We start from the raw sequence: 12,553 nt of genomic DNA, 5'->3' as shown, positions 1-12,553 counted from the left end.
TGACCTCGACTGCGATGTCGGCGCATGGATCAGAGCCTCGGTGTAGAGGAAGTGCGCACGAAGAAGCTGGACGAAATTCGGGTCTGCGGTAGCCAGGTCAATGACGAGTTCCGCGAGCTCACCGATACTGATCTCGTCACCACCGAACTGACGGTGAACACGCAGCGCACCGAAGCCAGCATCGGCGAGTTCACGAACGAGATCATGTGGGATACGGCGGCCGGCATCACGTTCGGCTGCGCCGACGGAGATCCGTCGCAAGATCGCGTCGAAACGGCCGGCCAGCGGGCCACGGGCCACGGTGGTGCTCTCGGTGATGGTCACTGTCTCACACCCTCGCCGGCGTGAGACCGACCTGATGCACACGATGTCCGGAATCGATCCGGTCTCCGTTGCCGAAGATCTTGTCGCGCAGGGTTCCCGGCGCGTACTCGCGCTGTGCCAGACCGCGTTCCTGTAGAACCGGGACAACGTGGTCGACCCACTCGTCCCACCATCCGAGGGTGGTGATGGGCACAACATTGAAGCCGTCCGCACCTGCGGCGACCCACTCCGCCACGTGATCGGCGATTTGCTCCGGCGAGCCGGCGAACTTGCCTGGCAGCAGCCCGTTGGATAGCAGGTAGTCCCGCCACGAAACAGAGGACGCGTCGGCCGTCGAGTCGGCGGCCGCCCGGAAGATCGACTGCACGTGATCACCGAACTGAACGCGTCGGGCCAGTTCAGCGAGAGGGGTGTCGGGGTCGACCGCAGACAGGTCGATGCCGCTGCCACCACTCCAGAACGCCTGCAGCGCTTCGAAATCGATGTTCTGGCGGAAGTACTCCTGCTTGCGGCGCGCCTCCTCCTCAGTCGATCCGATGACGGTGGATAGCGCCACGATCTTCTTCAGCGCATCGGGCCTCCGACCCACCGAGCGGAGGTGCTCATCGAGGGTGGCGATGTCGTCGCGCGCGGTGGCCGGACTCATAGAAGGCAAGAACGTCACCTCGGCATTGAGCGCGGCAAATTCCCTTCCTGCAGGGGAGTTCCCGGCTTGGAACAACACCGGGGTCCGCTGCGGCGAGGGTTCGACGAGGTGAGGGCCCTGCACCTTGTACCTACGGCCCTCGTGATCGATCGTGTGGATGCGATCCGGATCGAAGAACCGGCCGGTATCGGCGTCATGGAGAACCGCGCCGTCCTCCCAGGAGTGCTCCCACAGCTTGTAGGCAACGTCGACATACTCCTGCGCCCAGGCGTACCGCTCGTCGTGACCGACGATCGTGTCGTACCCGTAGTTGCGAAAGCCGTTGCTCAAGTACGAAGTGACGATGTTCCACGCCACCCGGCCGTGCGTGAAGTGATCCAGCGAGGACAACCGGCGCGCGAACGAAAACGGATGGTCCTGAATAATGTTGCTGGTCACCGCAATTCCGAGATCACGAGTGACATGGCCGAGCGCCGAGACTATGGTGATCGGGTCATTCTCTGGAAACTGAGAGCCAGCGCGGATCGTCGTCGAGCCGTCGCCAAAGTCCAAGTCGTACACCCCCACGACGTCAGCGATGAACAATGTGTCGATGCGGCCACGCTCCAGAGTGCGAACCACGTCGATGTAGGGATCGAGATCCTTGTACCCGTACTGCACTCGACCCTCAGGGGTGCGCCAGAACCCGTGGCTGTGATGATTCGGAGTCAAGTGTAAGAACGCGTTGTAGATCGGTGGTCTAGACAAGAAGGGGCCCTTCTCTCACAAACATGGTCGAAGCAGAAAACGAGTGTGCACACGCCCTGGTGCCTACACATCGCTTCGACCAGTATTGAGCAGTAAAGGTGATACTTACAAGCTAGGTGCCTACATTTCCGCACTATTAATTATCGCTTTTTTAAAGTTGAGACGGCCTAGTTCTAGTGCTAGATGCAGTCAACTCATGAAGTGAAGAGGACAGCAGGGACGGTGTCTAGGTTCGTCACCGCGCAGCCGATCGCCCTATTTATCCGGACGATGTCGCCGGCACGGACCAGCGTTCGCTGCGGTGCCCGCTCTACCCGTAGAATCCCGCTACCCACCAGAAGCGTCAATCGGCCCGCTGTCGATACCGGCGGGATGAGCGTGCCGCCCGGGACGACAAGGTTACTCTGCACTGGCGGGCGAGGCACTGGATCCGCTGACGGCTCCCTGCGCATCGCAGACCTGTCGCCCGCGATGCCCGGACGCTCCTCAACGAGGATGCTGTCTGTACCTGGGCCGCGGAGCAGCTCGTCGAATGTGACCCCCAACCGGTCGGCTACTTCGATCGCCGTCTCGAGCGACAACCCGAGCCGTCCCCGCTCCATCTGCGAGATCGCACTCGCGCTTACGCCGACGCGCCGCCCCAACTCTGCTTGGCTCCAACCGAGTTCGACACGAGCGGCATGAACACTCCCGCCCAGGTTGCCGGCACGGATCGAAGACCGTCGGTTAGTCCCTCTACCCTCGCCGTGCCCGGTCTGGATCACCGAATCCGCCACCCGGCGTCCGTCGGCACGATGGACGATCACCTCCCCGATTTCCGCCGACAGCACACACTGGACCGACCAGAGCCAGTCAACGTTGTCGACCTGATCGCGGTCGAGCAGCCAGTGGCAGATCGTCGGCGACCCGAAGACGGCCCGGACCGACTCCTCAATCCGCGCCGAGGACCGAGCAAGAGCCGACGGTCCGACCTGCGTGAGGTCTACAACCCACACACTCGTCGTCTCGGCTGATGGAGCTGCGGGCAGTTCATCGAGACTGCCTAGGAGCACCGGCACCCCGGCGCCTGCCGTCACGAGGCCGATGACATCGGTACGACATCCAGGCAAGACGCCCCAGACGACATTCTCCCCTGGTACTAGCGGACCGAGGAGGCGGTCCAATTCGGTAATGCCACAACCTATCAGCTTCGGCTGTTCAGGGCCCGACCCCAGTTCCATCCAGTCCGCCATATCCCCGAGATCCTAATCTACGCCGATCCCCGTCCGCGGTCGCCGAAGATATCCCTCCGAACGACCATAGGCCGCAGTACCGTCGACCGTTAAGCTTAGTCCTGTGACCCGCGCGCAGGATTCCGACGACGGCTCGCTGAACGGAATCAGCGCGGCGCATCGTGATGAACTTTCCGCCCGGCTGAAAGACCGTGAGCGGGTATCGACTTTCAGTGGCCCCTGGGAGGTCGAGGCGACCTGGCGAGGCGGCTTTCGCGTCGGCGCGAAGGCCCGCAGTCACGCGATCGAGTTCGACGAACCTGCGGATCTCACTGCCCAGGACTCGTCACCTACGCCGCACGAGTACGTACTGTCGGCGGTCGCGGCCTGCATAACCGATGGCGTCATCCTCCACGCGACGACTCGCGGGATTCGCATCGATAACCTTGAGGTGCGAGTGACCGGTACGTTCGAGAACATCCTACTCTGGGCGGGCCTGGCGACCGATGGCAACCCGGGCTTCGGATCCCTCCAGGTGTCGGGACGCATCTCCGGTAACGCAGACACGTCTACACTGACCGAGCTGTGGAACCGTGCGATCTCGGGATCGCCAGTAGCTCAGACGATAAGTCGACCGACAACGATCACATCCCATCTGCGAGTTGACCCTCATTCACCTGTCGCGCACTGAGGTAGAGGATGACAATCATGCCGTTGCAGTTCCCCCGCCCCCACTAACGAACTTCAGCCTTTCACCGCGAGATACTTCAGCGGACGGCACACCTGTTCGCCACGCCCTCAGTACCGATGTTTCCGCACAGTCCGGGGCTAGACGCCAGTGAGGAAGTGTCCCCGCTTCGCCAACTTGCGTAGCGTTCGGTGCGGGTGCGCAGGCGACCGCGGACGTGGCCAGGTCGGCCAGTCGCAGGACATCATCGCAAGCAGGTTGAAGCCTCCCTCGACCCAGTGACGCCGGTTCCCGCAGTAAGACGGCCAGTGCTCGACTCGAACCGTGGCATAATTCTGGGACCGAGTCGAGAGTCAGGACCCGATCATTCGTACGTCGCAGTCGCGCCGACCCGCGCAGTGGCGTGCCGTCAGCGGTGCGCGTGAGTACCGCGCCCTGCCGAACTACCGCGCAGGCGAGATCGCCATGCCCGTCGCGATCCACAACCACCACGAGCACTCCGAACACGGGGTGTACTTCGGAACCCACTCGCATCCGACCCACGAGCTCGTATGGAAGGACCGCGGGGCCGGCGTGGTCGTCGGCGACGGCGAGCGCTGGACGACCACCCCGGGGCTCGGCCTGTGGATTCCCGCGGGCATGCCGCATTCGGGCTGGACGATGGCGTCCTCGACTTCGTATTCGACGCACTTCAATGTCGGCTCGCTCAAAACCCTGTCCACCAGGCCGATCGCGGTCGCGGTGACCCCGCTGCTGCGGTTGCTCCTCCTGCGTCTGAGCGAACCGGATCTCCCGAGCGATTCACGAGCCGTCGCCGAAGCGATGGTCTTCGACGTCATTCGCCCAGCAGAGCGCCAGCTCCGCGTCTGCGTACCGACCGATATGACACTGAGGCCGATCATCGACGCAGTTCTCGCCGACCCGTCGACGCAGACGACACTCGACGTCTGGGCCCGGCGACTCGACGTGAGCAGTCGTACCCTCCATCGTGGGTTCATCGAGCACACGGGCTGCGGATTCGCCGAATGGGTGCGTGGAGCGCGAATCCAGCACGCGATCCCACTCCTACTGGAGGGCGCGACACTCGACGAACTGTGCGAGCCGTGCGGGTACCACACGGCCACGTCCTTCAGCGTCGCATTCCGTAAAGTGACCGGCCTCACGCCAGGTCAGTTTCGGTCACGCCACATCACAAACGACCACGGAGACGCCAGCGCCGCGTCCGAAATGGACTAGACGGCGTCCATATTGATTGATTGCGGCCGATATTTCTGCAGCTTAGCCTAAGGAAACTTAGGTTGCACTCAGTCGATATCCGGCTGGGGCTTCCCTCACACCGCACACCTTCCTCGCCTGGCCTGCACGTCGGGTTCGGTCACGAGTGTGCGTTTACCGAGAGGAACTCTCATGCGAACGACACCGCGCGGTGCCATCGCCGCGTTCGCTGTCTTCATCGTCGCTCTGCTCGCCGTCGGATGCTCGTCGAACGACGACTCGAACGCCGATCAGGGGTGGCAGCCGATCACGATCGAACACGCCCTCGGCACGACGGTAATCGACCGCGCGCCGGAGCGGGTGGCGACGGTCGCCTGGGCGAACCATGAGGTCCCGCTCGCTCTGGGCGTAGTCCCAGTCGGCATGGCCCGCGCCAACTTCGGCGACGAGGACGGCGACGGCCTGCTCCCCTGGGTGAAGGACAAGTTGGACGAACTGGGCGGCGAGAAGCCGGTGCTGTTCGACGAAACCGACGGCATCGACTTCGAGGCCGTGGCCGACAGCCGACCGGATGTGATCCTCGCGGCGTACTCGGGCCTGACGAAGGACGATTACGACAAACTCTCGAAGATCGCTCCCACCGTCGCATACCCGGAGACCGCGTGGGGAACGCCGTGGCGCGAGATGATCAGATTCAACAGCAAGGCCATCGGCAAGAGCGACGAGGGTGAGCAGCTGATCGGGTCGATCGAACAGACCGTCGCCGAGAAGGCAGGTGAGCACCCGGCGATCAAAGACAAGTCGGTGATGTTCCTGACGCATGTCGACACAACGGATCTGAGCAAGGTGAGCTTCTACACCACCCACGACCCGCGTGCGATGTTCTTCAACGACCTCGGAATGAAGACGCCGCCGAGCATCGCCGCAGCGTCGGCCGAGACCGACAAGTTCTCGCTGACCAAGAGTTCCGAACAGATCGATGCTCTGGCCGACGTCGACGTCATCGTCACCTATGGGGCCGACGACGTGGTCACCGCGCTGCGCAAGGACTCGCTGCTGTCCCGCGTCCCCGCGATCGCGAACAACGCGGTGGTCAATCTCCCGGGTGACAGCGCACTCGGTACCGCCGCCAACCCGACGCCGTTGTCGATCACCTGGGTCCTGGACGACTACCTCAACGTTCTCGACAGAGCCGCGCAGGCCAAGGGATGACCGCGACCGACCGTCTCGTCGAGCAGGCGCTCGCCCCCGCACGACGAGCCGGTCGGTGGGGGTGGGCCGCAGCGGCCGCCCTGGTTCTGCTCGTAACGGCCGTCCTCTCAATCAGATTCGGATCGCGCGACATCTCGACGGATGAGGTCATCGCGACGTTGTTCGGCAGCCGGGACACCATGGCCCAGGCCGTCGTAGCTCGCCGGATTCCACGCACAGTCCTGGCGATGATGATCGGGGCAGCGCTCGCGGTGAGTGGCCTCGCGATGCAGGCCGTCACCCGCAATCCGCTCGCCGACCCGGGAATCCTGGGCGTCAACATGGGGGCGTCGCTCGCGGTGGTCGTCGGAATGGCGTTCTTCTCACTCACCACAGCTAGCTCGTACATCTGGACCGCGATAGCCGGGGCGGCCGTCACCGCGGCCTTCGTCTACGCGGTTGGCACGATGGGCCGCGGCGGCGCGACCCCTCTGAAGCTCGCGTTGTCCGGAGCCGCGATCTCCGCGGCACTGTCGTCACTGGTCATCGCCACCGTTCTACCGCGCAACGACATCGCCGGGAGTGTCCGCTCCTGGCAGATCGGCGGCATCGGTGGTGGAACCTGGGATTCGCTCCGACTCATCGCGCCGTTCTTGGCGGTCGGGTTCGTCGTGTGCTGGTTGACTGCCCGGTCGTTGAACTCTCTGGCGCTGGGCGACGACACCGCCTCCGGACTCGGTGAGCACGTGACCCGCACGCGGGTAGTCACGTCGTTCGGCGCGGTGGTGCTGTGCGGCGCGGCGACGGCGATCGCCGGTCCGATCGGATTCGTCGGGCTGGTCGTGCCGCACGTCTGCCGACTTCTACTCGGGGTGGACCACCGGTGGACCATGCCGATGGCCGCCGTCGTCGGCGCCGCACTGCTGACCGCATCCGACATCATCGGCCGGATCATCGCCGACGACACCGAGGTCGAGGTCGGCATCATCACCTCGTTGATCGGCGCTCCCGTATTCATCTACATCGTCCGACGTCAGAGGATCCGCAGTCTATGACCACCACTTCGCTGGCCCCGGGCCGGTCCGCCGCATTCACCGTCGTCCGTCAGGCCCGTCGGCGACGTCGCGCCCGCCGCGGGCTCGTCGTCGCAGGCCTGCTGCTCGCCGTCCTCGCCGCGATCGTCGTCTCCCTCACCTATGGACGGACCTACTATCCGCCGGCCGACGTCATAGATGTCATCGTGGGCAAGACCGTGCCGGGCGCCAGCTACACCGTCGGCACCCTTCGTCTGCCGCGTACGACCCTGGCCGTCGTCGCGGGAGCCTGCTTCGGACTCGGTGGCGCCGCCTTCCAGGTGATGCTCAGAAATCCGCTGGCCAGTCCCGACATCATCGGGATCAGTGCCGGAGCGAGCACGGCCGCGACGTTCGCGGTGGTCGTCCTCTCCCTGAGCGGCACCATGGTGTCCGTCTTCGCGATCGTCGCTGCACTCGTCGTCGCCCTCGTGGTGTACCTGCTCTCCTACCGTGGTGGCTCGGCGAGTGCACGACTCGTGCTCATCGGCATCGGCATCGCCGCGATGCTCTACAGCGCAACGTCGTACATACTGACCCTCGCCGCCGACTGGGACCTGCAGGCAGCGACCCGTTGGCTGTCGGGAAGCCTCAACAATGCGGCGTGGCCATCGGTCGTCCCGGTCGTGATCGCGCTCGCAGTCCTGGGTCCGGTACTGGTCGGGCTGGACCGGACGCTGCGCCTGCTCCAGATAGGCGACGAGATCGCCGCGTCGTTGGGAGTCCGCGTCGACCGGAGCCGCCTGCTGACCACAGTCGTCGCGGTGGTCCTCATCGCGTTCGCCACCTCGGCCGCCGGACCAATCGCGTTCGCCGCGTTCCTCGCTGGACCGATCGCGGTGCGCCTGCTCGGCCCGGCAGGCGGCGCGCCGCTGCTGCCCGCGGCACTCGTCGGCTCGCTGCTCGTCACAATCGCGGACTTCTGCGGCCAGTTCGCTTTCGACAACCGGTTCCCGGTCGGGGTCGTCACCGGCGTCCTCGGCGCCCCGTACCTCGTCTATCTCATCGTCCGGTCGAACCGGTCAGGAGGAGCATTGTGACCACCGACCACTCCCTGCGCACCGAATCGTTAACGGTCGGCTACGGCAAGCGGATCGTCATCGACGAACTCACACTTGGTTTCCCGGCCGGAGCGACGACGGCGATCATCGGCCCGAACGGGTGCGGGAAGTCGACGTTGTTGAAGTCGATGTCTCGGATTCTCCGGCCGAGCAGCGGTCGGGTGTTGATCGACGACAAACCGCTGCACCAGGTGAACGCGAAACGACTCGCCCGCATCGTCGGGCTGCTTCCGCAATCGCCGACGGCTCCAGAGGGCATCACTGTCGCCGAGTTGGTCGGGCAGGGCCGTCACCCCCACCAGAGCATCGTGTCGCGGTGGAGCGCGGTGGACGAGGCAGCCGTCGCCGACGCTCTCACCGACACCGGAACGACCGGGCTCGCCGATCGCGCTATCGACGAACTCTCCGGCGGCCAGCGGCAGAAGGTGTGGATCGCGATGATCCTGGCACAGCAGCCGAGCATCCTGCTGCTCGACGAGCCGACCACGTTTCTTGACGTCAGCCATCAGATCGAGGTGCTCGACCTGCTCACCGACCGCAACCGTCTCCACGGCACCACGGTGATCATGGTCCTGCACGACCTCAACCTCGCGGCGCGCTACGCGGATCACCTCGTGCTGATGTCCGACGGTGCATGCGAGGCAGCGGGGCCCCCGAGCCAGGTCTTCACTGCAAAAGCCATCACCCGAGTGTTCGGCCTACCCAATCAAGTCAGCCGGGACCCGATCTCCAAGAAGCCGATGATGATCCCCGTCGGACGCCACCACAGTCCTGGTGCCAGTCGGCAGGATCGCAGTGACGCCGGAAACGAACAACCGTCCACACGAAACGCCTGATTCCGACCCCAGAAGCCCTGATTCCCGCCCCTGAAGCATCGACAGAATGCGAGTGACCCATCATGCCAAGACCCGAGTTCAGCAGTGAACTGATAACGGACGAGCGAGTATTCACCGTTCTGCACGAGCTGTACGAGCAAGAGCGACATATCGAATGGGACGGCTACGAGTACGGCCTCGACCCCTACGCGCACCCGGAGACGGGGTTCTCGATGAGCCCGGAGCAAGGGGACCAGTTATACCTGCTGGCGCGTTATGGCAGGGCGACGAACGTCGTCGAGTTCGCGACATCACTCGGCTTCTCGACGATCTTCCTCGCGGCCGCACTCAAAGAGGCCGGCGCGGGAGTCGTGTACAGCGCTGAGTTGGTGCCGAGCAAGGTCGATCAAGCCAGAAAGAACATCGACCGCGCAGGTCTGTCCGAGCACGTCGAGATCCTCGAAGGCGACGCGCGCGAGACGCTCGCCCGCGTTCCAGACGGAATAGATCTGGCGGTCATCGACGGATGGATCCCGGCTGTCTCGCTCGAGGTGCTCAAGACCCTCGAGGGCAGGCTCCGCCCGGGGGCTCTCGTCTACAACGAGAACCTCGACGACGAACTGATCGAGTACGTCAAGGCGCACAGCGACAGATACCGGTCGATGAGGCTCCTCAGCGGCTCGGACTACAAACCGTCCGGCGAGATCATCCTGAAGAGGTAGTCCACTCCTCGCGCCCGAATCCGGTAACCGCGCTCGGCCGTCAGTTCACGTCCTGGTCGATGAACCGGTGACGGTCAACTCATCCGGGCCGGCTCGACACCGACGTCGTCTGCCTCTACCGGGGCGGAGCGCTTCGGAATGGTCATGGTGACCAGGAACGCGACCACCGCTGCGCCCGCCGCGATCAGCATGATCGTCGTGAAAGCGTCACCGGTCGGGACGTGGCTGCCGCCGAGGTCGATGAACATCTGCGAGGTGATCACGCCGGCAATGGCGCTGGCGAAGGAGGTGCCGAGTGAACGCATCAGGGTGTTGAAGCTGTTCGCCGCGCCGGTCTGCGACGGCGGAACGCCACCCATGATCAATGCGGGCATCGCCCCGTAGGCCAGGCCGGTGCCGATCCCGATGATGATGCCGATGACCACCAGTTGCCACTCCGAGTGCAGCACGAACGCGCCGATCAGGTAGCCGGCGGCGACAATGACGGCACCGGTCATGAGCGTGATCTTGGGGCCGAAATTGTTGGTGATGTACGACGACGCCGGCGCCGCGAACAGCAACATGATGCCCATCGGAGCCATCACCAGACCGGCCATCAGCATGGAGCCGCCCAGCCCTGACCCGGCCTGCTCGGGCAGCTGCACCACTTGCGGGAACACCATCGACGTCGCGAACATGGCGAAACCGAATACGACGGACGCGACGTTGGTGAGCAGTACCTGCGGCCGCGACGAGACTCGGAGGTCCACCAACGGAGCCTTAGTTCGCAGTTCCCACATCACCCACGCGGCGAACGCGGCCACGGCGAGGACGAAGCACACGATCGTGGCTGTCGACGTCCAACCCCAACTCGCCCCCTTCGAGACGCCGAGCAACAGCGCGACGAGACCGACGGACAGCGTCAGCGCCCCGGCGAAGTCGAATCCTCCGCCCGCGCGTTCGGGCGACTCCGGCACGATCATCGTGACGGCGACGAAGCTGATCGCACCCAGGACCGCCGACACCCAGAAGAGCATGTGCCACGAGCCATATTCGGCGATCACCGCGGCGATCGGCAGACCGAGCGCACCGCCCACACCGAGCGAGGCGCTCATCATCGCGACCGCTCCGGCAAGCTTCTCCTTCGGCAGGACGTCGCGCATCACACTGATGCCCAGCGGGATCACACCAGCGGCGAGACCCTGCAAGGTGCGGCCGACGATCATCGGGAGGACCGATGTCGCGAACGCGCCGATCACCGAGCCGACGGTCATCAGCACGATGCTCACCAGTAGCATCCGACGCTTGCCGAACATGTCGCCCAGGCGCCCCATCGTCGGAGTCGCGACGGCCGCTGCCAGCAGCGTCGCTGTGATCACCCATGCGGTGTCGTCGGCTCCGGCATTCAGGTACTCGGGCAGACGCGGGATGATCGGGATCACCAGCGTCTGCATCAACGACACGACGATGCCTGCCATCGCCAGCACGGCGACGACCGCTCCGGTCCGCGGCAGTGTCGCGCTCTCTGAATTCACTGCCATCACAGTCACTCTCCAACTACCAGGTGTCTCACGACGTACATCGCGGCGAAACGTCTGTCAGCCTCCTAAGTACCGGAGGCGGCTCCGGATATTCACAATAAGCGGAGGCAGCTCCGTTCACAAGAGTGAGTGCACCACTTCACGCGGTAGGGTGTCAGCGTCACGCGAACTGTTCTATGAGACCGAGAGTGGGAGATCGAGATGAGGAGGTCGGCACGTCTGTGAGCACCGAACCCTCTGCGGCGCCGGCTAATTCACGGGCCGACGCACGATCCAATCACGCACGGATACTGGCGGCTGCCACGCGCGTCCTCGACCGGGACGGCCACTCGTCGACACTGAGCTCGATCGCCGAGGAAGCGGGCGTCGGCATCGGCACCCTCTACCGACACTTCCCGAATCGCGGACGACTCGTCGAGGCCGTCTACCGGAGCCGAGTGAACCAGCTGTGTGAGGCGGCCGAGGATCTATTGGCGAGCGAACGGTCGGCGCGAAGCGCGATGCGCGTCTGGGCCAACAGGTTCGCTGCCATGCTCGTCGACAATCGTGATGTCCCCGAGGCACTGAAACCTTCGTTAGCGTCAGGCAGCGAGTTCCGCGAGCAGACCGGCGGACTCCTCTGTACCACCGTGCAGCGGTTCCTCGACATCGGACGCTCACGCGGCGAGTTCCGCGACGACGTCGCGCCGGTCGACATCCTGCGCACCATGACCGGGATCGCCTACGTGGCACAGAACCACGACGACGTGCACAAACCGCTGGACATCATGCTCGACGGCCTACGCCCGATCACGGGGTGACCGGCGGCCTCACGCCGTGTGCGAGAGCGCCTCGAGCGGGTCTGCGTAGATGGCGTCCAGCGCGACGGCCCCCGCCGCCTTCTGCTGGACAGTGATCGCCGACCGAGCCACCCGCACATCGCGCTGGGTGGCGACCGACGTCGCGCGCAATGCCTTGCTGACCGACGGGAGCGCCTCCGGGTAGTCGGTGAAAGCCTGTCCACCGAGGATCACGTGGTCCGGATTGAAGATGTCCGAGATCAACGCGACAGTCCGCCCGAGCACTTCGGCACGCTCCACCAGGATGTCGTGCGCGACAGCGTCTCCGGTGCGGGCCGCGGCGCGCAGTTCGTCGATCGACGAGACGTCCAGTCCTGCCGCAGCAGCGGCCTCCAGGACGCCGGAGTCACTGACGGTCTCTTCGAGTCGGCCGGTGCCCTCCGGATCGAGGAGTCGGGTGGCGCCGGTCGGGAAATGGCCGATCGTCGGCGGACCCGCGGCAGGGGTGTGCACGGTGCCGTCCACACTGAAGGCGATGCCTGCCGTCTCCCGCGCATAGAA

General features: G+C 64.7%; 12 protein-coding genes and 1 pseudogene. 8 read left to right on the top strand and 5 right to left on the bottom strand.

Annotated elements, in window-relative coordinates:
* Window positions 1-30 precede the first annotated feature (30 nt).
* The 3 genes and pseudogenes from ACTIMF_RS12605 to ACTIMF_RS12595 all read right to left on the bottom strand — a co-directional run.
* Window positions 31-300: pseudogene (locus ACTIMF_RS12605) on the bottom strand (acyl-CoA dehydrogenase family protein); the annotation flags it as partial.
* A 28-nt stretch (window positions 301-328) separates the two neighbouring features.
* On the bottom strand, window positions 329-1,717 hold the full coding sequence (locus ACTIMF_RS12600) for an NtaA/DmoA family FMN-dependent monooxygenase (protein WP_442350640.1): 1,389 nt from the start codon (window positions 1,715-1,717) through the stop codon (window positions 329-331).
* A 194-nt stretch (window positions 1,718-1,911) separates the two neighbouring features.
* Complete coding sequence (locus ACTIMF_RS12595) at window positions 1,912-2,793, bottom strand: helix-turn-helix domain-containing protein (protein ID WP_442350639.1); 882 nt, start codon at window positions 2,791-2,793, stop codon at window positions 1,912-1,914.
* Between the two features lie 259 nt (window positions 2,794-3,052).
* Between ACTIMF_RS12595 and ACTIMF_RS12590 the strand changes: the two genes are divergently transcribed.
* From ACTIMF_RS12590 to ACTIMF_RS12560, 7 genes are all read left to right on the top strand, one after another.
* On the top strand, window positions 3,053-3,619 hold the full coding sequence (locus ACTIMF_RS12590; RefSeq protein ID WP_442350638.1) for an OsmC family protein: 567 nt from the start codon (window positions 3,053-3,055) through the stop codon (window positions 3,617-3,619).
* Window positions 3,620-4,081: 462 nt separating this feature from the next.
* On the top strand, window positions 4,082-4,852 hold the full coding sequence (locus ACTIMF_RS12585) for an AraC family transcriptional regulator (RefSeq protein WP_442350637.1): 771 nt from the start codon (window positions 4,082-4,084) through the stop codon (window positions 4,850-4,852).
* A gap of 171 nt (window positions 4,853-5,023) precedes the next feature.
* Entirely contained in the window at window positions 5,024-6,043 is a 1,020-nt protein-coding gene (locus tag ACTIMF_RS12580) for an iron-siderophore ABC transporter substrate-binding protein (protein ID WP_442350636.1), read from the top strand.
* Window positions 6,040-7,077, top strand: a complete 1,038-nt coding sequence (locus tag ACTIMF_RS12575; RefSeq protein ID WP_442350635.1) for a FecCD family ABC transporter permease — start codon at window positions 6,040-6,042, stop codon at window positions 7,075-7,077. The genes ACTIMF_RS12580 and ACTIMF_RS12575 overlap by 4 nt, the downstream gene beginning before the upstream one ends.
* A complete protein-coding gene (locus ACTIMF_RS12570; RefSeq protein ID WP_442350634.1) occupies window positions 7,074-8,135 on the top strand; it encodes a FecCD family ABC transporter permease in 1,062 nt (353 codons plus the stop codon). Before ACTIMF_RS12575 ends, ACTIMF_RS12570 begins: the two co-directional genes overlap by 4 nt.
* Window positions 8,132-8,992 carry an ABC transporter ATP-binding protein gene (locus ACTIMF_RS12565; protein ID WP_442350633.1) on the top strand — a complete coding sequence of 287 codons (861 nt, stop codon included), beginning with the start codon at window positions 8,132-8,134 and terminating at the stop codon, window positions 8,990-8,992. Before ACTIMF_RS12570 ends, ACTIMF_RS12565 begins: the two co-directional genes overlap by 4 nt.
* A 62-nt stretch (window positions 8,993-9,054) precedes the next feature.
* Entirely contained in the window at window positions 9,055-9,693 is a 639-nt protein-coding gene (locus tag ACTIMF_RS12560; protein WP_442350632.1) for an O-methyltransferase, read from the top strand.
* A gap of 74 nt (window positions 9,694-9,767) precedes the next feature.
* On the opposite strand, the gene ACTIMF_RS12555 is transcribed toward ACTIMF_RS12560, so the two are convergent.
* Window positions 9,768-11,213 (bottom strand): MFS transporter, encoded by a 1,446-nt coding sequence (locus ACTIMF_RS12555; RefSeq protein WP_442350631.1) that lies wholly within the window; start codon window positions 11,211-11,213, stop codon window positions 9,768-9,770.
* Window positions 11,214-11,434: 221 nt separating this feature from the next.
* Here ACTIMF_RS12555 and ACTIMF_RS12550 point away from each other — a divergent pair, with 221 nt between their 5' ends.
* Window positions 11,435-12,013, top strand: coding sequence for a TetR/AcrR family transcriptional regulator (locus ACTIMF_RS12550; protein ID WP_442350630.1), 579 nt, complete (start codon window positions 11,435-11,437; stop codon window positions 12,011-12,013).
* Between the two features lie 9 nt (window positions 12,014-12,022).
* Here the strand turns inward: ACTIMF_RS12550 and ACTIMF_RS12545 are convergent.
* A partial coding sequence (locus tag ACTIMF_RS12545) for an ROK family protein (protein WP_442350629.1) occupies window positions 12,023-12,553 on the bottom strand: 531 nt, incomplete at its 5' end.

The organism is Gordonia sp. (in: high G+C Gram-positive bacteria), assembly GCF_052106715.1.
Taxonomy (GTDB): Bacteria; Actinomycetota; Actinomycetes; order Mycobacteriales; family Mycobacteriaceae; genus Gordonia.
The sequence above is the reverse complement of the archived record's forward strand: the minus strand, read 5'-3'. Positions and strand labels throughout refer to the sequence as shown.